Origin of the sequence: Streptomyces sp. NPDC093801 (assembly GCF_040701585.1) — a bacterium.
Taxonomy (GTDB): domain Bacteria; phylum Actinomycetota; class Actinomycetes; order Streptomycetales; family Streptomycetaceae; genus Streptomyces.
Window position 1 is genome coordinate 1 of sequence record NZ_JBFBDP010000051.1, and the last position, 20,273, is coordinate 20,273.

Below are 20,273 nucleotides of genomic sequence, written 5' to 3' on the forward strand. Positions count from 1 at the left end.
GACGCCTTCCCCCAGTGGCTCCACACCTACAATCACCACCGCGGACACACCGCGCTCGCAGGCAAACCACCCGCCAGCCGCGTCCCCAACCTCACTGGGCAATACACCTAGCCGGCGCCGCGGGCCAGGATCAGCAGGACGTCGCCCGCCGCGACCGCGATCACCCCCAGGAACGGGATCCGGCCCGGGGCCCCGCCCGTGGCCAGGAGCAGTACCCCGGTCAGGGCGAGGAGGGTCCAGCCGTACGGGGTGACGGGACCCGGCGGGCCCAGCAGCAGCAGGGCCGCGGAGCCGAGGACGAGCAGGGCTGCCACCGCGGCGGAGGTGCGGGCGCCGAGCCGCTGCGGCAGCCCGCGCACCCCGGCGGCGAGGTCGTCGGCGATGTCGGGCAGCACGTTGGCGAAGTGGGCGCCCGCGCCGAGCAGGGCGGCGGCGCCGGTCAGCCAGAGCGGCGGCCGGGGCGCGCCGGGCAGGCCGAGCGTGACGAAGGCCGGGAGCAGGCCGAAGGCGAGGGCGTACGGGAGCCAGGAGGCGGCCGTGCCCTTGAGCCGCAGGTTGTAGGCCCAGGCGGCGGCGACCCCGACCAGGTGCGCGGCCCCGGCGGCCGGGCCCGCGGCCAGCGACAGCGGTACGCACAGGGCCAGCGCCGCGAGCGCGGCGGCGGTGACGGCGCCGGCCGGTACGCCGCCCGTGGCGAGGGGTTTGTCGCGGCGTCCGGCCGCCCGGTCGCGCCGCAGGTCGACGCGGTCGTTGCACCAGCCGACCGAGAGCTGGCCGGCCGCCACGGCGCCCGCCGTGAGGGCGGTTCCGGCGGGCCCCCTTCCGGCGGCGGCGGCGAGCGCCGCTGCGAAGAGGGTGACGGCGGCGGCCGGGAGCGGGTGGCAGGCCCGCAGCAGTCCGGCCACCGGGACGGTCGGCGCGGACAGGACGGGTGAGGGGGCGGGCACGACGTCACGCTACGCCGTGACGGCACGTTAATTTCATACCTTCGCGCGCTTAGCCCGAGTATGGGCGCTTCTTCCCTATGTTGGGCCAATGACCCGTGTCCTTGCGGTGAGCAGCGTGTTCCCGCCCCACCTGTACCCGCAGGCCCAGATCACGGAGGCGCTGGTCCGCTGTCTGCCGCCCGGCGCCGACGCGGCCCTGCTGCGCCGGGTGCACGCCTCGGTACGGGTCGGCTCCCGCCATCTCGCGCTGCCGCTGGAGCACTACGGGCCGGACCGCGACTTCGGCACCACCAACGCCCTGTTCCTCCGCACGGCCCTGGAACTGGGCGCCGAGGCGGTCGGACGCGCCCTCGCCGGGGCCGGCCTGGCGGCCGCGGACATCGCCCTGGTGGTGTCGACGACCGTCACCGGGCTCGCCACCCCCTCCCTGGAGGCCCGGATCGCCTCCCGGACCGGGCTGCGGCCGGGCGTGCGGCGCGTGCCCCTGTTCGGACTGGGCTGCGCGGCGGGCGCCGCCGGGCTGGGGATGCTGCACGAACAGCTGGCCGGCCGGCCGGCGCAGGCGGCGCTGCTGCTGTCCACGGAGCTCTGCTCGCTGACGCTCCAGCCCCACGACACCTCGATGGCGAACCTCGTGGCGGGCGCCCTCTTCGGCGACGGGGCCGGGGCCCTGGTCGCGGTGGGGCCGGAGCACCCCCTCCACGACGGCCCCGGCGGGCCGTCGGTGGTGGACGCGCGCAGCCGGCTGTACCCGGGCACCGAGCACCTCCTCGGATGGGACATCGGCCACTGGGGCCTGCGCATGGTGCTGGGCCGGGAGCTGCCCGAACTGGTCGGCCTGCACGTGGTGGAGGAGGTCGAGTCCTTCCTGGCCGGGCACGACCTCAAGCCCGCCGACGTCGACGTCTGGATCTGCCACCCGGGCGGCCCGAAGATCCTCGACGTGCTGGCCGGCTCCCTGGGGCTGTCCGGGCAGGCCCTCGCGGCGAGCCGCGATTCGCTCGCGGCCGTCGGGAACCTCTCCTCCGCGTCCGTCCTGCACGTCCTCGGCGCCGTCCAGGCCGCCGGGCCGCCCGCGCCCGGATCGGTCGGGCTGATGCTCGCCTTCGGTCCGGGTTTCGCCTCCGAACTCGTCCTGCTGCGCTGGTGAGGTCCCCATGCCGCTGATCCCGTCGATCCCGTCGACCCCGCTGACCTGGTACGTCCTGCTCCTCCTGCTGGTGGCCGCCGAGCGGCTGGCCGAGCTGGCCACGGCCCGGCGCAACGCCGCCTGGAGCCTGGCGCGCGGCGGCCGCGAGTACGGCCGCAGCCACTATCCGGTCATCGTCGCCCTGCACGCCGCACTCCTTCTGGGCTGCGCGGCGGAGGCCGTGCACCGGCCCTTCCTGCCCGCGCTCGGCTGGCCGGCGCTCGCCGTCGTGGCGGCGGCGCAGGGGCTGCGGTGGTGGTGCGTCCTGTCCCTCGGGCCGCGCTGGAACACCCGGGTCATCGTGGTGCCCGGGCTGCCGTTGGTGGCCGCGGGCCCCTACCGGCTGCTGCGCCACCCCAACTACGCGGCGGTGGTGCTGGAGGGGCTGGCACTGCCGCTGGTGCACACGGCGTGGGTGACCGCGCTCGGCTTCACCCTGCTCAACGCCGTACTGCTGCGGGTGCGGATCCGCTGCGAGAACAGCGCGCTCACCTACGCCCGTACGGCCGATCCGCTGCTGGGCCTGGTGCGGTGATCGACCTGCTCGTGGCGGGCGGCGGGCCGGCGGGGCTGGCGACCGCGATCCACGGGGCGCTGGCCGGGCTGGAGGTGGTGGTCCTGGAGCCGCGCCCGACGCCGATCGACAAGGCCTGCGGGGAGGGGCTGATGCCGGGTGCCGTCCGCCGGTTCGAGGAGCTGGGCGTGGCGGTGCCGGGCCGCGCGTTCCACGGCATCCGCTACGTGGACGGGGACACCGGGCTGCGCGCGGAGGGGCTCTTCCGCTCCGGCCCCGGGCGCGGGTGCCCCCGTACGGACCTCCAGGCGGCCCTCGCCGACCGCGCGGAGCGGCTCGGCGTACGGGTGCTGGCACGGCGCGTCGGGGAGGTCCGCCAGGACGGGCGGCGGGTGTGCGCGGCCGGGCTGACGGCCCGGTACCTGGTGGCGGCGGACGGACTGCACTCGCCGGTGCGGCGCGGTCTGGGCCTGGCGGTGCCGGCCGCGCCGGGGCGGCCGGCCCGGTACGGGCTGCGCCGCCACTACGCGGTGGCCCCGTGGAGCGAGCTGGTGGAGGTGCACTGGGCGCGCGGCGCGGAGGCGTACGTGACCCCGCTGGCCCCGGACCGGATCGGGGTGGCGGTGCTGACGTCGGAGCAGGCGCCGTTCGACGTGCAGCTGGCCCGGTTCCCGCTGCTGGCGGCCCGGCTGCCGGCGCCGCCCGGCCGGGGCGCGGGGGTGCGCGGCGCGGGGCCGCTGCGGCAGCGGGCGCGGACCCGGGTGGCGGGGCGGGTGCTGTTCGTGGGGGACGCGGCGGGGTACGTGGACGCGCTGACCGGGGAGGGGCTGACGCTGGCGGTCTCGGCGGCGGGGGAACTCGTCCGGTGCGTGCGCGCGGGCCGGCCGCAGGAGTACGAGCGGGCCTGGCGGGAGCTGTCGCGCGGCTACCGCGCCCTGACCTCGTCCCTGCTGTGGGCCCGGCGGCGTACGCCGCTGGCGGGCCGGATCGTCCCGCTGGCGGCCCGGATGCCGCGGGTGTTCACGGGGGCGGTGAACCTGCTGGCGCGGTGAGGCCCCCGGCCGCGCGTGCGGCCGGGGGCCCCTCGTGCGGGGTCAGGCCCCTTCGCCGGTCCGGCGGTCCGGCGGACGGTGGGTCAGCGCGAGGCCGGCCAGGACCGCCGAGACCCCGGCGCCGAGCACCACCGCGACCCAGGCCCACGGGTAGGGCGCGCCGAGCGTGGCGTCGAGGGGGTCGAAGTACGCGACCCCGCCCACGATGTGCAGCGCGACCACGGCCAGGGCGGCCACGGCCGCGCCCCGCCACACCGCCGGCGTGTCCCGGACGGCCAGCAGGACGCCGAGCGGCAGGCAGACCAGGGCCACCGCCAGCGGCGCCAGCCGGGCGGGGCCGGGCGGTTCCGCGAGGTTCCCCGGCAGGTGCAGCACGCCGCAGAACAGCAGGGCGGCGGCCGTCGGCCAGCGCAGGACGTGGCCCAGTACGCCCCCGCGCCGGGCCGCGCGTTCCGCTATGGCGTCGGCCGCGGCGGGGAGGGGGACGGGGACCGCGGCGCGGACCGGGGCGGGCCGGGGCGCGGGTTCGGGCGGCGGGGCGGTTCCGGCAGGGGGCCGGTCGGACCGGCCCCGCCACCCGGGCGTGGCCGCCGGGCCGGTCGAAGGGCCGCCGCGGGGGGCGGCGCCGGGGGCTTCGGGGCCGAGGATGGCGGCCAGCAGGGCCACGTCCTCGATGGGCCGGCCGACGGCCGCCGCACGCAGGGTGATGTCGGCCTCGGCCTCCTCCTCGGGGTGCTCGCCGAGCAGGGCGACCATGCGGCGGACCTCGTCCACGGGCCGGGAGACGGCGGCCGCGCGGAGGGCGTCGTGCCCGGGGTCGGCGAGCCGGCCGGAGTCCTTCAGCAGGCCCACCAGCGCGGTGACCTCCTCGACGGGCCGACAGGTGGCGGCCGTCTCCAGCAGCGTACGCAGGGGCTCGGGGTGGGCTGCGGGGCCGGTCCCGGCGGCCGCGGGGAGCACCTGCGGCACCGGGCCGGTGTCGGGCCGGTTCACCGAGGCCGCCGCGAGGGGCGGAAGACCGCCGGGGACGGCAACACCGGATCCGGGCCCGTCCACCGGGCCCTCGGGGAAGGGGCGGAGGCCGGCCGGCGCCACCGGGCCGGTGCCGGGCCGGCCCGCGGAGGCCGCCGCGAGGGGCGGGAGGCCGCCGGGCAACGCGGCCCCGGCATCGGGCCGGTTCACAGGGGTGTCGGGGAAGGACGGGAAACCGGCCGGCAGACGGCCGGAATCGGGGGCGCTCGCCGAAGCCGCCGCGGAGGGCGGGAGGCCTTCGGGGAAGGCGGCGCCGGGTCCGGGGCGGTTCACCGGGGCGCCGGGGAGGGGCTGGAGGTCGGCGGGGGGTGCGGAGGGGGGCTGGGGTGTCGGAGGTTCGGGGAGGGGGCCGTCGGTCGGTTCCGGGGTGGGGATGGGCAGGCCGTCGCGGTCGCCGTGGTCCGTCGCCGCGAGGGTGCTGGGGTCATTCATGGAAAGCTCCGTCTCGCCGACGCACGGGTCTACACATCGCACGCCGGTCATCGTGCGTCATGGGAAGCGCACGCTTGGTCACATTCAGCGGCAGGGGTGCTGACTGCGCCATTCGGGGCGGGCAAACGGGGGGCTCCCCCGGCGTGTCCGGGGCGCCGGCCCCGACACGCCGCGCCCCGGAGGACCCGCGCGGCGGCGGGCGGGCGCGGGGGCCGGGGACCCCCGCGCGCCGCGGGACCCGGTCGGGGGGCACGGCCTCCCGACCGGGTCCCGTGGAGGGTTACAGCCGGACGTCCCAGCTCGCGGTGGAGGACAGGGTGCGTGCGATCGCGGGGTCGCGGACGGCGGGGGTGGCGTCCTCCGCGGTCACCGACAGGCGGTGGGTGCGCAGGTCCAGCAGCCACAGCTCGGCCACCCGCACCTCGGTCCGGCCCGCGAACCGCTTGAGCTCGCGGCCGTCGAGGTACCAGCGGACCGTGGGCTGGCGCCCGTCGGGCGTGGCCAGGTGCGGGACGGCCGCCTTGGCGGTGTGCCGCAGCCGCAGGACCCGGTCGGTGGGGGTGAGCGGGGTGACGAGGCTCGCGTGCCGCCGGAAGCCGGCGATCATCGCCTCCACTCCGGGGAGGTTGAAGGGCTTGCCCAGCACCCGCATGATCGAGCCGTCGGTGGGCCGGTTGAGGCCGGTCACGTAGTAGCCGCCGCCCTCGTAGGCACCGACGGTGCCCCCGTCGGGCGAGGTCTCGCCGAGCCAGCGGTACCACTTGGCCCGCTGGGCGGCCATCGCGCCGGCGTCGAGGGTGGAGGCGTTGGCGTCGGCGGGTTCCGGGCCGGTGTACTTCTCGTAGTCGGGGACGCCCGGGTAGAAGTACTCGTCCGCGAGTTTGCCGAGGGAGTGGCCGGTCTCGTGGATGGCCACCTGGCCGGACTTGGGGTGGCCGGCGGAGGCGGTGGAGATGCCCTCGTAGCCGAGGGTGGGACTGGGCTCGTTGTAGCCGGCGCCGCCGTACTTGGCGCTGTTGGCGAGGACGACGACCAGGTCGGCGGCGGGGGCCTTGGCCACGTAGGCGTCCACCTTGGGCTGGTCCACGCAGAGCAGCCGCTCGATGGACCCGCACCAGAAGTACGAGCCGAGGGCGGTGTCGCGGACGGTGTCCGGGCCGGGGTCGCCGGAGACCCCGGACTGGGCGGACACGGCGTCCACCGTCCACACGTTGAAGAGGTCGCGGTAGGTCGTGTAGGGCTCGACGGCGGTGATCTCGGCCCACTTCGCGCGGACGTCGGCGTGGTAGCGGTCCAGTTCGGCGGCGGTGTAGCCGTCGCCGACGAAGACCACGTCGAGCCGGTCCGCGGTGGGTCCGTTGTCGACCGTCTTGGCGACCTGCCCGTCGGCGGCCCGGGCGGACTCGGAGAGGCGGGGCGCGGCCTTCGCCCGTCCGGCGGCGGGTACCCGGGTACGGCCGGATCCGGCTTCGCCGCCGTGTTCCGGCCCGGGTATCTCGACCTCGACGCCCGGGCGCGCGGCCGGGCCGGCCGGCGGCGCCGCTCCGGCGGGCACGGCCGACGCGGCCAGGAGCGCGGCGCTCGCGCAGGCGGCCGCGAGCGCCGCGCGCAGGGACGATCGGACGGTTCTCTTCATGAAGTCCTCCGCCGGGGCAGGGAGTTGAGGGGGGTTAAGTGAACGGTTAACTCGACTGAACCGGCTGCTTAAACTAGGGGGCGCCCGAGGGCGTGCGCAATGGCTGACTCCCGTCGGATACTCGGGAGTTGAGGAAACCTCGCGGACAGCAGGGGGAGTTCATGGACGAACCGGCCGAGATCGGACGCCGGGTGCAGCGGCTTCGGACCGAAAGGGGCCTGACCCAGAGGCAGTTGGCCGAGCCCGCGTACACCCCCGCATACGTGTCCACCCTGGAGGCGGGCAAGGTGCGCCCCTCGGAGACCGCGCTGCGGTTCCTCGCTGGCCGGCTCGGCACCTCGTACGAGGAACTGGCCACCGGGCGCCCCGCCTCCCTGGCCACGGAACTGCGGCTGGCCCTGACCGACGCCCAGCGGACCCTCGCCACCGGCTCGGCGCGGGAGGCGGCCGGGCCCTTCCGGCGTCTGCTGGAGGAGGCGGAGCGGCTCGGGCTGCCGGACGAGCGGGCGGAGGCCCTGCTGGGGCTCGGCGACTGCGCGCTGGAGGCGGGCGAGCTGACGGAGGCGGCCGGGCACTTCGAAGCGGCCGAGCTCCTGCTGGCCGGCCAGCCGCTCCCCCGCCGGGCCCGGCCGATCCGCGGCCGGGCCGTCGCGCACCTGCTGGCCGGGGAGCTGCGGTACGCCTGCTACCTGCTGGAGTCGGCCATCGACGGCCTCAACACGGGCGGGATGGCCGACCCGGAGGCGCTGGTCCTGCTGTACTCGGCGGTGATCGGCCCGTACATCGACATGGGCGCGCACGCACGCGCGGCCCACGCGGCGGAGCTGGCACTGGCGCTCGCCCCGCAGGTCGGGGACCCGGCGCTGGTGGCGGGGATGCACCGGCAGGTGGCCCGCACGTTCCTCGCGGAGGGCCGGGTGGCGGACGCCGACGCCTCACTGGCGAAGGCGCAGGCCGTCTACCGGCAGCTGCGGTTGCGCACCGACCTGGCGCACTGCCACTGGATGCGCGGCTACGTCCAGGCGCAGCACGGGGAACTGGCGGCGGCGGAACGGGAGCTGCGGATCGCCCGGGAGATGCTCACGGCCCGGCGGGCCGCCCTCTACACCGCGCAGGTGGAGGTGGAGCTGGCGGACGTGCTGCGGCGCCTGGGCCGGTACGACGAGGCCGCCGAGCTGGTGTCGGGGCTGCTGGCCGAGGGGTCGGACCCGGGCGCGGTGCACGCGGGCGGGGCGCACCGGCTGCTGGGGCTGATCGCCGAGGAGCGGGGGCAGACCGAGGCGGCCGAGGAGCACTACGTGCGGGCGCTGGCGCTGCTGGAGCCCAGCGGGGCGGGCGGTGACCTGGCGGACCTGTGCCGGCTGCTGGGCGACCTGTTGCGGCGGGCCGGGCGTACGGAGGCCGCGCTGGACGCGTACCGCACGGGGCTGGGCCACCGCGCGGCCCCCGGCACCACCACCCTGGGCCCGGCCCCGGCGGCCCCGGCGTTCCGCTGAACCGGACCGCCGCGCTGCGCCGGGCCGGACCGCCGCGCGGAGCCGTCTCCCCGCCCCGCCCGTCACCGGCTCCCCCGGGGCACCCCCCGGGCCTCGGACTCCCCCGGCTTCGGCCGGGGGAGGAACGGGGAAGCGGCGGGGTGCGGAGACGGTTCCGCGCAGCGGGGTCCGGCCGGGGACGGGCGGCTACGGTTCGCCCGGGGTGCGGCCGGGGACGGGGGCTACGGTTCGCCCGGGGTGCGGGCGCGGGCGCCCTCCCGGGTGCGGCCCGAGGCGGGGGCGCGCTGCGGGTGGCGCCGGAGGTACTCGTCCTCCAGCTCCTTCAGCCGCTGCGTGTGCGTGGCCAGCGCGTCGTCCGAACCGTGGAGCAGGGTCTCGTGGCGGGTGCGGTGGATGGTCTCCAGTTCCCGCAGCAGCCGGCCGTCCTCGAGATCGCGCGGCGCCGCTCCGCCGGAGCGCTCTGCCATGGCAACCACCTCCACGTCCTACGGTAGACGCGTCGCGGCGGTTCAGCCGTCCGGCCCGGAGCGCACCTCCGGCGGGGGTTCCGGCGGCGGCAGGGGCGGGGCCGCGGCCGCGTGGGCGCGCAGGGCGCAGCGCACCGACCAGGTCACCGAGACCAGCGGCACCGCCACCACCGCGCCGACCACCCCGGCGGCGATGGCCCCCGCGACCACCGAGACGGCCACGACCAGCGGGTGCAGCGCCACCGCCCAGCTCATCACCAGCGGATGCAGCAGATGGCCCTCGATCTGGCCGATCACGACGATGAGGGCGAGCACGACGGCCGCGATGAACGGCCCCTTCGACGCCAGCGCGACCACCGTGGCGATCGCGAGCGCGACCGGGGAGCCGATCAGGGGGATGAAGGCGGCGAAGAACTCCAGCAGGGCCAGCGGGAGGGCCAGCGGGACCCCGAGGAAGTAGAGCGCCACCCCGACCAGGATCGCGTTGGTCGCCGCGACCAGGAGGATCCCGTGCGTGTAGCCGGTGAACGTGCGCCACGCCGCGCGCCCGGCGAGGCCCACCCGCTCGCGCGCCGCCTCGGGCAGCTGGGCGCAGAACCAGGCCCACTGCCGGTCACCGCCGTGCAGGAAGAAGACGGAGGAGAACACGGCGAGGGCCAGGACGGTGAGCCACTGCACCACCTGCCCGGCGCCGCTGACAGCCGTGTTCAGCAGGGTCGAGCGGTGGGAGGACACGTACTCCCCGAGCCGGGCCTGGAGGTCGGAGAGGGCCTCCGACCCCAGGCGGAACGGCGGGCGCTCCAGCCATTCCTGAATGCTGACGAGGCCCTCGCGGAACTCCCTCACGAGGCGGGCGCTCTCCCCCGCCACCGCCTCGCCGACGAGTGCGAGCACGCCCATCAACAGGACCGCGCTGCCGATGAGGCTGACGGCCACCGCCATCGAGCGGGGCACCAGCCGGGCCAGCCGGCGGGACAGCGGCGACAGCAGCGCGGTGACGACCAGGCCCAGGAACAGCGCCACGCCGATCTCGTGGAAGCGGCCCAGGACGGCGAAGACCGCGTAGACGGCACCCCCGACGACCAGAAGGCGCCAGGCGTAGGACGCCGCCGTGCGCAGGAACGGGGAGACCGGGGGCATGACCCATGGGTGCCACCGGGGGCGGCCGCTGCCACGCGCCGGGTCCCGTTTTGACCCGTCCGGGGCGAAAATCCGTTGCCGGGGCGCACGCCCTGCCCGCACGATGGCCCGTTGTGAGTAGCTCCCGTCTGTCCTCCGTACTGCCCGACCTCTCCCCCTGGCGTTCCAGCCGCGACTTCCGGCTCCTCTTCTTCCAGGGCACGGTCACCTTCTTCGGCTCGTTCATGGCGATGATCGCCCTGCCGCTCCAGATCAAGCACCTGACGGGCTCGCCGCTCGCGGTCGGTGCGATGGGTGCGGTCGAGCTCGTTCCGCTGGTGGTGTGCGGGCTGTACGGGGGCGCGCTGGCGGACGCGGTCGACCGGCGGCGGCTGATCCTGCTGACCGAGGCCGGGCTCGGGGTGCTGGCGCTGGTGCTGCTGGTCAACGCGCTGCTGCCGGACCCGCTGCTGTGGCCGCTGTACGTGGTGGCGGCGGGGGTGTCGGCGCTCAGCGGGCTCCAGCGGCCGGCCCTGGACTCGCTGATGGCGCGGATCGTGCCGCACGACCAGCTGACCGCCGCCGCCGCGCTGAACGCGCTGCGCTACCAGTTCGGGGCGATCGCCGGGCCGGCGCTGGCCGGGGTGGTCGTCGCGTACTTCGGGTACGCGCCGGCGTACGGGGTGACCGTCGTGGGCTTCGCCGTCTCGGTGGTCCTGTGCGCGCGGCTGCGGCCGGCGCCTCCGGCCGGCGGCGGGCAGCGGCCCTCGCTGCGCGCGATGGCCGAGGGCGCGCGGTACGCGTGGAGCCGGCCGGTGCTGCTGGGGACGTACGCCGTGGACCTGGCGGCGATGTTCTTCGCGTTCCCCAACACGATCTTCCCCTTCCTCGCGGACGAGCTCGACGCCGAGTGGGCGCTGGGCCTGATGTACGCGGCGGGTGCGGTGGGATCGCTGGTGCTGGGTCTGACCAGCGGCTGGGTGTCGCGGGTGCGCAGGCACGGGCTGTTGGTGGTGTTCGGGGCGGCCGCGTGGGGTCTGGCGATCGCCGCGGCGGGCTGGTTCTCGAACATCTGGCCGGTGCTGGTGTGCCTGGCGGCGGCGGGCGCGGGCGACATGCTGAGCGCCCTGGGCCGCTCCACCATCTGGAACCAGACGATCCCGGAGGAGCTGCGGGGGCGGCTGGCGGGCATCGAGGTGCTCTCGTACAGCGTCGGGCCCCAGCTCGGACAGGTCCGGGCGGGCACGATGGCGGGCTGGACCGGGACCCGGCCGGCCTTCTGGAGCGGGGGCCTGGCCTGTGTGGCGTCGGTGGCGCTGCTGGCCGCGGTGCTGCCGAAGCTGATCTCGTACGACGCGGACACCGACGAGGACGCGCTGCGCCGCCGGGCCGCCCGGGAGGAGTCCGCCGCGCAGGCGGATCCGGCGGGCGCGGCGGCCTGATCCGGCGTCCGGTCCGGCGGTCTGATCCGGCGTCCGGTCCGGGCGCCCGAACGGCGGTCCCCGCGGTGCGGGGGCGGGCCGGCGCCGGGAGGGTGACGGCATGGGCGACTGGTGGTACCGCAACATCGTGGAGCCGGGGAAGCTGCCCCTGCTCCTCGCGCTGGCCTCGTTCGTCGTCACCTTCGCGGCGACCCGGGTGGTCACCCGGATGATCCGCGCCGGGAGGGGCCCCTTCCGCAACGTCACTCCGGGCGGGCTGCACGTGCACCACTGCGTGCCCGGGGTGGTCCTGATGACCGTGGGCGGCTTCACCTCGATCGCGGGCGGCCGGGAGGGGTGGGGCGCCGGGCTGGCGGCCGTGCTGTTCGGAATGGGCACCGGCCTGGTGCTGGACGAGTTCGCGCTGATCCTGCACCTGAGCGACGTCTACTGGAGCAGGGAGGGAACGCTCAGCGTGGAGGTCGTCCTGCTGACCACGGCCCTGGCGGGGCTGCTGCTGTGCGGGTTCCTGCCGCTCGGGGTGGACGGCCTGACCGACGACCAGACGGAGAACCGGTGGTTCCTGATGGGCACGGTGGTGCTCAACCTGCTGCTGGCGGTCGTCGCCCTGTTCAAGGGGAAGCCCCGGATGGCCGTCCTCGGGGCCGTGGTCCCGCTGATCGCCCTGGTCGGGGCGGTGCGCCTGGCCCGGCCGGTGTCCCCGTGGGCGCGCCGGTTCTACACCCGCCGGCCCCGGACCCGGGCGCGGACCATCCGGCGGGCCTACCGGCACGACCGGCGCTGGAGCGGGCTCCGGCGCCGGATCGGCTACATGATCGGCGGTGCGCCCAGCCGGTGAGGCCCGCCCGGCCGCCGGGAAGGCGCTCAGGCGGAGGCGGGGGCCTCGTCGAGCTCCCAGGCGTGGCGCTTGAACTCCTTGCGGAAGTCGGCGTGGTCCTCCCACTGCCGGGCGATGCCGCGCAGCACGTCCCAGTGGTGCTCGACCGACTGGTCGATGACCTTGCGCACGAGCGGCTCGGCCGTCTCGCGCGTCGCGATGAGCCCCTTGACCGCGGAGGCCTCCAGCACGCTGTTGCGCAGCGCGCGCAGGGCCCGGGAGGTGTCGTCCATGGCGAAGCCGCGCTCACTTCCGGTCTCCGCGTCGAACAGCGGGGCCAGCCGCGCCTCGATGAACGCGGTGATCCGCTCGAAGTGCTGCACGTCCATCAGGGTTCTCCCGTTCCCGCCGGTCCGGCGCGGGGCGCGGCACGGCTCGTCTCTTCGAAGCTGCTCGGGGGTGAGCTCGGGTGCAGGATACGAGGTCACGGGCGCCCGGGGTGACGCCGGGCGGCCCGGGGCCGCCCGGCTCAACGGCGCAGCGGGTCCGGTGCGGTGACGGCGAGGAGGGGCGGGGCCGGGGAGCCGTGGCGGTGCCCGCAGGGCTCGAAGACCAGGAGCACGGGCTCACCGGGCCGCTGGCGCCAGGAGATCCGCCGCGGCGGGGTGGCGCAGCGGGGGCAGTCGGGCAGCGGGCCCGGCTCGGTCCGGCACTCGGGGGCGGCCGTCAGCAGCGGCGGCACGGCGTGCGGGTCAGGCATGGGGGCTCCCTGGTCCGGAGGTTGCGCTCCTGGCACTGTGCCATGGGGGGTGCCTCCTGCGCACGGGTGAACCGGCCCGCGTTCCGGCAGGTCAGCGCCGTATCTGCGGGTGAAATCCGGCCGTCTGCGGGCACTTGGTGATCAAGTGGTCCTCCGTTCGGCCTCGACCAGCCCCGATTCGTAGGCGGCGATCACCGCCTGCGCCCGGTCCCGCACCCCCAGCTTGGCGAAGACGCCGGTGATGTGGTTCTTGACGGTGGAGACGCTGATGTCCAGTTCCGCGGCGATCTCGGTGTTGTCGAGGCCGCGGGCGAGCAGCCGCCAGATCTCCAGCTCGCGGGGGGTGAGTCCGGCGGGGTCCGCCGGGGCGGGCCGCGGCTCGCGGGCCGCGGCCCGTACGTAGGTGGAGATCAGCCGGGTCAGCAGCCTGGGGGCGACGGCGGCCTCTCCGGTGTGGACGGTGCGGACGGCGGCGATCAGCTCCTCGGGGGAGACGTCCTTGGGCAGGAACCCGTAGGCGCCGGCGCGCAGGGCGGCGACCACGTACTCGTCCATGTCGAAGGTGCTCAGGGCCAGGACCCGGGATCCGGGGTGGGTGCGGGCCAGTTCCCCGGTGGCGCGGACGCCGTCGAGGACGGGCATGCGGATGTCCATCACCACCACGTCGGGGTGCATCCGCCCGGCGAGCGCGACCGCCTCGGCGCCGTCCCCGGCCTCGCCGACGACCTCGACGTCCGGGTGGGGCGCCAGGATCAGGCTCAGGCCGCGCCGCACCAGCGGCTGGTCGTCGGCTATCAGTACGCGGATCATCGGCGCTGTTCCTCTCCTCGTGCCCCGTCCGGGGCCCCGGCGGCGGCCGGGACCGGGAGGCGGGCCGCGACCCGGAAGCCGCCGTCCTCCCGGGGGGCGGCCTCCAGGGTGCCGCCGTGCAGGGCGACGCGTTCGCGCATGCCGATCAGACCGTACCCGCCGCGGGCCGGGTGCCGCGAAGCCGAGCGGCGCGGGGGCCCGTCGCCGGGGCCGTCGTCGCACACCTCGACGGCCACCTCCTGCGGACGGTACGTCAGCCGGACCCGGGCGCCCGCGTTCCCGGCGTGCTTGCGGGCGTTGGTCAGGGCCTCCTGCACGACCCGGAACACGGTCAGGCCGACGGTGGGCGGCAGCGGGCGGACCGTTCCGAGCACGGTGAACTCGGTGTCCATGCCGGCCAGCCGGGACTCGGCGACGATCCGCTCCAGGTCGGCGGTCCCGGGCTGCGGGGCGGGCGGGGCGGCCTCCGCCTCCTCCCCGGCCCGCAGCACGTCCAGGAGCTGGCGCATCTCGCCGAGGGCCATCCGGCCGGAGTCCTCCAGGACCACCAGGGCCTCCCGGGCCGCGCCGGGGTCGTGGGCGAGGTTGGCGCGGGCGCCGCCGGCCATCAGCTGCATGGTGGTGATGTGGTGGGCCACGATGTCGTGCAGCTCGCGGGCGATCCGGCGGCGTTCCTCGGCCACCGCGCGCTCGGCGAGCAGCAGGCGGTTGGCCTCGACCTCCCGCTGCCAGCGGTTGGCGACGAACGCGCCGCCCACGACCAGGCCGACGGCGAGCGCGTTGGCGAGGAGGTTCCAGCCGGAGGGCAGCAGGGAGCCCCCCAGGCCGACGGCGGCCAGGGGCACGGCGGCCACGCCCGCGGCGGCGACCACGGCGGGCCGGCAGCGGCGGGCCACGGTGAAGAGGGCGATGGTCATGGCGAGGCCGAAGTGCGGCGGGGCCGGGGTGGCGACGTTCACGACCAGGCCCAGGGCCAGCACGGCGCCGAGCACCGGGACCGGGTGGCGGCGCCGGAAGAGCAGGGCCAGCGCGGCGAGGACCAGGCCGAGGACGGCGGTGACCGTGAAGGGGGTCCCGTCCACCTGGGCGCTGAGGGAGAAGCCGGTGAGATCGGTGGCCGCCGCCCCCACGGCCACCAGTCCGTCGCCCCGCGTCCACTCCAGGCGCTCGGCGCGCGTGCCCATCGGTTCCCGCCTCCTCCGCGGGCCGCTCCCGCCCGGCCGGTCCGGGGCGGGTCGCGGCCGTCGCGCGGAACCCCATTCTGGCAAGAACCCCTGGTCCGGGCACCGGCCCCGGGTCGCGGCCCGGACCAGGACCAGGGTCCTGGTCCGGGCCCGGGGCCGGACCCCGGTCCCGGTGGGCGGATCCTCCCGTGCCCGGACGCGCGGGGCCCGGCCGGCTGATGGTCTGGAAGCCCGTCGGCGGTGCGCCGGCGGTGCACGTCGCAGAGACCGGAGGAGAGAAGTGATCCGCGCCCTGACGGGATGTTCGACGAGACACGCGTGGAAGGTGATCGCCGTCTGGGCGGTGGTGGGCATCGCGCTGGCGATCCTGGGCCAGGCCTTCGTGCACCGCGCGACCCAGTCCGGCAACGGCGGCTTCCTGCCGGCGGGCTACGATTCGGCCGCCGCGCTGCGGATCGCCGAGGAGGACTTCGGGATCCGGCCGGACGCCGACCCGCTGACCGTGCTCGTGGCCCGCGCGGACGGGGCGGCCCTGTCGGCCGCCGACGAGCGGCGGATCGGGGAGGTGGCCTCGCGGCTGGCCCGGCAGCGGGTGGTCATGCCCCGGTCGAAGGACGACCCGCCGCTGATGCAGGACCACTCCCAGGTGCCCCGCGTCGGCGCGGGGGCGACGGCCCCGGACCGGGCCTTCCGGCTGCTGCCCGTGGAACTGACGGGCAATCCGCAGGATCCCGGGGTGCAGGGCACCTACCGGGCCTTCCGCGAGCAGGCGCGCGGCGCCTTCCAGGAGGCGGGGCTGCGGACCGGGTTCACGGGCGGGCTGGCGACCACCGTGGACACCGTCGACGCCGAGGAGACCCGCACGATGGTCGTCGGCCTGGTGATGACCGGGCTGATCGTGCTGATCCACGTCCTGGTGTTCCGCAGTCTGGCGGCGGCCCTGCTGCCGCTGGTGACGGTGACGATCGTCGGCGGGGCGGCGTCGGGCGCGGTGGTCGGCGCGGCCCTGCTGACCGGGATCGACCTGGCCCCGTCCACGCCCGGGCTGATCAACGTGGTGCTGATCGGCATCGGCATCGACTACTTCCTCTTCCTGCTGTTCCGCTTCCGCGAGCAGTTGCGCGCCCATCCCGCGCAGTCGGGCCGCGAGGCGGCGGCCGAGGTGGCGGGCCGGGTCGGCACGGCGGTCACCTCGGCGGCGCTGACGATCGTCGCGGCGTTCGCCACGCTCGGGATCGCCTCCTTCGGCCAGTTCCGTGTCCTGGGCCCGGCCATCGCGGTGGCGGTGCTGGTGATGCTGCTGGGCAGCCTGACGCTGATGCCGGCGCTGCTGGCCGTGACGGGCCGCCGGATGTTCTGGCCCTCGCGCTCGCTGCGGCGGGCTCCGCGCCCGGGTGCGGCCGGGCGGCTGGGCGAGCGGATCGCCCGGCGGCCGGTGGCCCACGCCGTGGCCGCGGTGGTGGTCCTGGGCGCGCTGACGGCGGGGGCCGCAGGGGTGCGGATGGACTACGGGCAGGGCGGCGACGGCGGTGAGCGGACCGCGGCCGTGCGGACGGCGCAGGAGATCGCCCGGTCGATGCCGGCCGGGGCCTCGGATCCGGCGACCGTGTTCGTCCGGGCGCGGGACGGCGCCCCGATGACCGCCGAGCGGGTGGCGGGGCTGGCCGGGGCGCTCGCGCGGGTCCCCGGGGTGGGGCAGGTCGCCCCGACGGTGCTGAGCGAGGACCGCCGGGCGGCCCGCATCGACCTGGTGCTGGCGGCCGAGCCAGGCGGGCAGCGGGCCCGCGACCTGGTGTCCGGTCCGGTGCGCACGACCGTGCGGGCGCACGTGCCGGACGGGGCCGAGGCCCACGTCGGGGGCACCGCCGCGGTCTTCGCCGACATCGCGGTGGCGGTGGGCGAGGACCTGGAGGTGATCTTCCCGGTGGCGGCGGTGCTGATCGCGCTGATCCTGCTGGTGCTGCTGCGCAGCCTGCTCGCGCCGGTGGTGCTGATGGTGGCCGTGGGGCTCGGGTTCACGGCCACGCTGGGCGCGGCGACGCTGGTGTTCCAGCAGGCGCTGGGACGGCCCGGGGTGGACTTCACCCTGCCGCTGGTGCTGTTCCTGTTCGTGGTGGCCCTCGGCACCGACTACAACATCCTGATCGCCGACCGGATCCGGGAGGAGATGGAGCGCCCCGGCCCGGCGCGGGCCGCCGTGGGCCGGGCGGTGCGGCACACGGCGCCGGCGATCGCGGCGGCGGGCCTGGTGCTGGCCGCCTCCTTCGGAAGCCTGGCGGTCAGCCCGCAGCCGGGCCTCCAGCAGACCGGTTTCGCGACGGCGGTGGGCATCCTGCTGTCGGCGTTCGCCCTGTCGGTCGTCCTGGTCCCCGCCCTGGCGGCCCTGCTGGGCCGCTCCCTGTGGTGGCCGGTGCGCCCCCGCCCGAAGGAGGCGGCGCCCCCGGCGGAACGGCCCGAGCCCGGGCGGGTCCCGGTCGGCTGAGGCCCGGGGCCCGGGCGGCCGCCGGACGGTACGCCACCGGGTCGCCCGGCGCCGTACCCGGGTCGCCCGGCGCCGTACCCGGGTCGCCCGGCGCCGTACCGAAGGGCCGGCGCCGTACCGAAGGGCCGGCGCCGTACCGAAGGGCCGGCGCCGTACCGAAGGGCCGGCGCCGTACCGAAGGGCCCGGCGGCCGCCGGCGACCGGGCCCCTCGGTGGCGGGCCGCCGTCCGCGGGGCCTCAGCTGACGCGGAAGGCGATGGCCGCGGGCTCCCGGTGGAAGGTGACCCGGTCCCAGGCCGGGAAGGCGAGGTCGGTGACGGCGACCAGCCGGCCGGAGGCGTCGTGCACGGTGCGGCGGACCGACAGCCCGCAGGCGGGGGACACGGCGGCGGGGTGGCTGGTGCGGGTCATCGTGATGGTCTCGGCGGTGCGGCCCCGGGCCGCGGCCCGCTCCAGCCAGCGGTGCAGGGGCCGCAGGTCCTCCTCGCGGGCGGCGGCCAGCCGCTCCAGGTAGGCGGCGAGCTGCGGGGTACGCGCGACGGTGCGCGGGTCGAGGTGGGTCACGGTGTGCTGGAGGACGCGGCCGTCGGAACCGTACACGCGGTGGTGGTGGACCAGGGTGCGCTCCCCCGCGCCCGTGCCGAGCAGCGCCGCGAGCGCGGGCGGCACGGGGGCCAGGGCGAGGTGGGCCCGGGCGTGGGCCGCGGTGTGCGCGGGGCCGGGCGCGCCCGGCCGGCCGGCGGGCCGGGGCGGTCGCGGGGGCTCCGGGGGCGGAGCGGCCCGGGTGCCCCGGCGGCCGGTGACGACCAGTCCGTCGGCGCGCAGCTCCTGGAGGGCGGCGCGGACGGTCTGCCGGTTGACCGCGTAGCGGGCGGCGAGGGTGCGTTCGGAGGGCAGTCTGCCCCCGGCGGTCCGGGCGGCGTGGTCGAGTTCGTCCCGCAGCGCTGCGGCGATCCGCTGGTACTTGGGCACGGCGGGGCCGATGCCCCGCGAAGGGGAGGGCATGGCTTCTCCTCTGACGGGTGGTCAAGGATGGCGCGGTCTGCCCCACCAACCTAGCATTGGTCTATACCTTTCGATACGGGATCCCCGCCGACCAGCGCCACCTTGGCCGGATCCGGCTCCGCCGCCACCCCCGCGCCCTACCCCCGCAGCGGGTTCGGCAGCTCCAGGTAGCGCGCGTCCGCGCCGTCCGCGCGGGTCCAGCGCAGCAGCAGGTTCGTCTTGGCCGGAAGCGCGGGGGCGTCCAGGAGCCGCGCGACCTCGGGCAGACCGTGCTCGGCGTCGTAGCGCAGGAACTCCTCGCGGACCGCCGGCCACACCCGGCCGGCCAGCTCCGGACGGTGCTCGGCCAGGGCCCCGGCCACCTCCGCCAGGTGGTTGACGACCAGGCAGTACACGAGCCGTTCCCAGGCCGCCTCCCGCGGCATGTCCTGCGGGAGTTTGACCCCCTCCGCGTCGCGGAAGAGGGCCTGCACGGGCGTGCCCCGCCCGTCGACGGCCACCAGGCAGTTCTGGAGGTGTGCCTCCAGCACGATCCCGTGCCGCGCGAACAGGTCCAGCACCGGGGGCACGACCTGGCGCAGGTAGGCCCGCCACCACCCCCACGGGTCGGGCGCGGCCTCCAGCGGGCTGCCGGGGAAGCCCTCGGCGAGCGCCGCGCACAGCAGCGGCGTCGCCCCCGGGATCACCCGCCCGCGCAGGCCGTCGCGGACCAGGACGGCGAGTTCCTCGAAGGCGAAGGCGGCGGTGCGGTAGCCGCGGTCGCACAGCCAGACGGCCTCCGCGCCGGTCCGGCGGCGCAGGTCGGCGAAGCCCTCCTCGACGGCGGCGTCGGTGCGGCGCAGCTTGAGCAGGTCGTGGCGCCACAGCCGGCGCACGTCGTTGGTGATCCGCACGTCCAGGCTGAACTTCGCGAACAGGTCGGCGTCCGGGCCGGCCGCGTGCACGGTGCGGATCGAGGCGGTGGGCCACACCGGCAGCCGGGTCGGGCCGAGCCGCAGCAGGCGCCCGTCGGCGAGGGCCTCGCGCACCTCCCGCCGGCCGGCGACCAGGTCGAGCTGCCACGGGTGCGCGGGCAGCGCCCGGTAGCCGGCGGGCGGGCGGGGACCGTCGAGGATCCCGGCCAGCTCGTCGACCGCCGCGGCCGCGGCCGGGCCGCCCTCCTCCACCGCCTGGTCCTCGCGCAGCCCCAGCATCACGAGCGGGAAGCGCGCGTGCGCCTCGGGGGCGTACGGCAGCCAGCTCGCGGCGGGGCCGCCGCCGCGGGTCTTGGGCGCGGGGTGGTGCGGGTGGCCCATGAGCAGGGACTGCTCGGAGCGGACGTAGGGGTCCCCCGGCACCTCGGCGGCGGCCCGGGCGGCCAGCAGCGCGGCGACGGTGTCGCGGCTGTCGGCCATCTCCACCGGCAGCTCGTCGTTGGAGACCCCGGTGTGGCGGAGCAGTTCGTCGGAGGCGAGCTTGACGAGTTCGGCGTGGCTGAGCGGGTGCCAGCCGTCCGCGGTGCGCAGCTCGGGGTCCGCGGGCCGGCGGCCGCCGGCGACCCGCAGGAGCCGGCCGCTGCCGCGCAGCCGGTGGACGCGCGCGCCCTCGGCGTCGGCCACCTCCCGCAGCAGGCAGTTCAGGAGCGGGGCGGCGGCGTAGGCGTCGGCGGCGGCGTTGAGGTCCACTGGATCCATTCGGGGCTTCGGTGCTTCGGTGCTTCGGTGCTTCGATGCTCGGTGCTTCGGTGCGCCGGTGTCCGCGGGTGGGGCCACCGGCCGTGATCTTCAGTATCCGGGATGATGACTTGATCATCGGGTAGAGCCCTCCGTCAGCAGCCATCCGAAAGGAACGGGACCCTGGACCGCAGCACGCACGTTCCCCCGCCCGACCCCCGGCCCTCCCCGGCGGGC

The 20,273-nt window shown here is 76.7% G+C and carries 18 protein-coding genes and 1 pseudogene; 8 read left to right on the forward strand and 11 right to left on the reverse strand.

Annotated elements, in window-relative coordinates; genetic code table 11:
* Window positions 1-111 (forward strand): annotated as a pseudogene (locus tag AB0469_RS37315) (IS481 family transposase); the annotation flags it as partial.
* On the opposite strand, the gene AB0469_RS37320 reads toward AB0469_RS37315, so the two are convergent.
* Window positions 108-947, reverse strand: coding sequence for a UbiA family prenyltransferase (locus tag AB0469_RS37320; RefSeq protein ID WP_366456022.1), 840 nt, complete (start codon window positions 945-947; stop codon window positions 108-110). The pseudogene AB0469_RS37315 and the gene AB0469_RS37320 sit on opposite strands and share 4 nt — an antisense overlap.
* Before the next feature lie 88 nt (window positions 948-1,035).
* Here AB0469_RS37320 and AB0469_RS37325 point away from each other — a divergent pair, with 88 nt between their 5' ends.
* The 3 genes from AB0469_RS37325 to AB0469_RS37335 are packed head-to-tail and all read left to right on the forward strand — an operon-like array spanning window position 1,036 to window position 3,702.
* Window positions 1,036-2,097 carry a 3-oxoacyl-[acyl-carrier-protein] synthase III C-terminal domain-containing protein gene (locus AB0469_RS37325; protein WP_366456023.1) on the forward strand — a complete coding sequence of 354 codons (1,062 nt, stop codon included), beginning with the start codon at window positions 1,036-1,038 and terminating at the stop codon, window positions 2,095-2,097.
* Between the two features lie 40 nt (window positions 2,098-2,137).
* Entirely contained in the window at window positions 2,138-2,671 is a 534-nt protein-coding gene (locus tag AB0469_RS37330) for an isoprenylcysteine carboxyl methyltransferase family protein (protein WP_366456066.1), read from the forward strand.
* Window positions 2,668-3,702, forward strand: a complete 1,035-nt coding sequence (locus AB0469_RS37335) for an NAD(P)/FAD-dependent oxidoreductase (protein WP_366456024.1) — start codon at window positions 2,668-2,670, stop codon at window positions 3,700-3,702. The genes AB0469_RS37330 and AB0469_RS37335 overlap by 4 nt, the downstream gene beginning before the upstream one ends.
* A gap of 42 nt (window positions 3,703-3,744) precedes the next feature.
* On the opposite strand, the gene AB0469_RS37340 is transcribed toward AB0469_RS37335, so the two are convergent.
* Entirely contained in the window at window positions 3,745-5,166 is a 1,422-nt protein-coding gene (locus tag AB0469_RS37340) for a hypothetical protein (protein ID WP_366456026.1), read from the reverse strand.
* 280 nt (window positions 5,167-5,446) lie between these two features.
* A complete protein-coding gene (locus AB0469_RS37345; RefSeq protein ID WP_366456027.1) occupies window positions 5,447-6,802 on the reverse strand; it encodes a M64 family metallopeptidase in 1,356 nt (451 codons plus the stop codon).
* A gap of 161 nt (window positions 6,803-6,963) precedes the next feature.
* Between AB0469_RS37345 and AB0469_RS37350 the strand changes: the two genes are divergently transcribed.
* Window positions 6,964-8,298 carry a tetratricopeptide repeat protein gene (locus AB0469_RS37350; protein WP_366456028.1) on the forward strand — a complete coding sequence of 445 codons (1,335 nt, stop codon included), beginning with the start codon at window positions 6,964-6,966 and terminating at the stop codon, window positions 8,296-8,298.
* 221 nt (window positions 8,299-8,519) lie between these two features.
* Here AB0469_RS37350 and AB0469_RS37355 read toward each other — a convergent pair whose 3' ends face one another.
* Together AB0469_RS37355 and AB0469_RS37360 are read right to left on the reverse strand one after the other, a co-directional pair.
* Window positions 8,520-8,765, reverse strand: a complete 246-nt coding sequence (locus AB0469_RS37355; RefSeq protein ID WP_366456029.1) for a DUF6158 family protein — start codon at window positions 8,763-8,765, stop codon at window positions 8,520-8,522.
* A 42-nt stretch (window positions 8,766-8,807) separates the two neighbouring features.
* Window positions 8,808-9,905, reverse strand: coding sequence for an AI-2E family transporter (locus tag AB0469_RS37360; RefSeq protein WP_366456030.1), 1,098 nt, complete (start codon window positions 9,903-9,905; stop codon window positions 8,808-8,810).
* 113 nt (window positions 9,906-10,018) lie between these two features.
* Between AB0469_RS37360 and AB0469_RS37365 the strand changes: the two genes are divergently transcribed.
* Window positions 10,019-11,326: an MFS transporter gene (locus tag AB0469_RS37365; protein WP_366456031.1), complete on the forward strand. Its 1,308-nt coding sequence runs from the start codon at window positions 10,019-10,021 to the stop codon at window positions 11,324-11,326.
* 100 nt (window positions 11,327-11,426) lie between these two features.
* Window positions 11,427-12,164: a hypothetical protein gene (locus AB0469_RS37370; RefSeq protein ID WP_366456032.1), complete on the forward strand. Its 738-nt coding sequence runs from the start codon at window positions 11,427-11,429 to the stop codon at window positions 12,162-12,164.
* A gap of 26 nt (window positions 12,165-12,190) precedes the next feature.
* Here the strand turns inward: AB0469_RS37370 and AB0469_RS37375 are convergent, their stop codons facing one another.
* The 4 genes from AB0469_RS37375 to AB0469_RS37390 all read right to left on the reverse strand — a co-directional run bounded on the left by AB0469_RS37375 (window position 12,191) and on the right by AB0469_RS37390 (window position 14,897).
* Window positions 12,191-12,532 (reverse strand): hypothetical protein, encoded by a 342-nt coding sequence (locus tag AB0469_RS37375; RefSeq protein ID WP_366456033.1) that lies wholly within the window; start codon window positions 12,530-12,532, stop codon window positions 12,191-12,193.
* 140 nt (window positions 12,533-12,672) lie between these two features.
* Complete coding sequence (locus AB0469_RS37380) at window positions 12,673-12,903, reverse strand: hypothetical protein (protein ID WP_366456034.1); 231 nt, start codon at window positions 12,901-12,903, stop codon at window positions 12,673-12,675.
* A gap of 141 nt (window positions 12,904-13,044) precedes the next feature.
* Entirely contained in the window at window positions 13,045-13,713 is a 669-nt protein-coding gene (locus AB0469_RS37385; RefSeq protein ID WP_366456035.1) for a response regulator transcription factor, read from the reverse strand.
* Window positions 13,710-14,897, reverse strand: a complete 1,188-nt coding sequence (locus AB0469_RS37390; RefSeq protein WP_366456036.1) for a sensor histidine kinase — start codon at window positions 14,895-14,897, stop codon at window positions 13,710-13,712. The genes AB0469_RS37385 and AB0469_RS37390 overlap by 4 nt, the downstream gene beginning before the upstream one ends.
* A gap of 280 nt (window positions 14,898-15,177) precedes the next feature.
* On the opposite strand from AB0469_RS37390, the gene AB0469_RS37395 reads away from it, so the two are divergent.
* On the forward strand, window positions 15,178-17,379 hold the full coding sequence (locus tag AB0469_RS37395; protein ID WP_366456037.1) for an MMPL family transporter: 2,202 nt from the start codon (window positions 15,178-15,180) through the stop codon (window positions 17,377-17,379).
* A gap of 237 nt (window positions 17,380-17,616) precedes the next feature.
* Here the strand turns inward: AB0469_RS37395 and AB0469_RS37400 are convergent, their stop codons facing one another.
* Window positions 17,617-18,384 (reverse strand): GntR family transcriptional regulator, encoded by a 768-nt coding sequence (locus tag AB0469_RS37400; protein ID WP_366456038.1) that lies wholly within the window; start codon window positions 18,382-18,384, stop codon window positions 17,617-17,619.
* Between the two features lie 137 nt (window positions 18,385-18,521).
* Window positions 18,522-20,057: an IucA/IucC family protein gene (locus AB0469_RS37405; RefSeq protein WP_366456039.1), complete on the reverse strand. Its 1,536-nt coding sequence runs from the start codon at window positions 20,055-20,057 to the stop codon at window positions 18,522-18,524.
* Window positions 20,058-20,273: the final 216 nt, after the last annotated feature.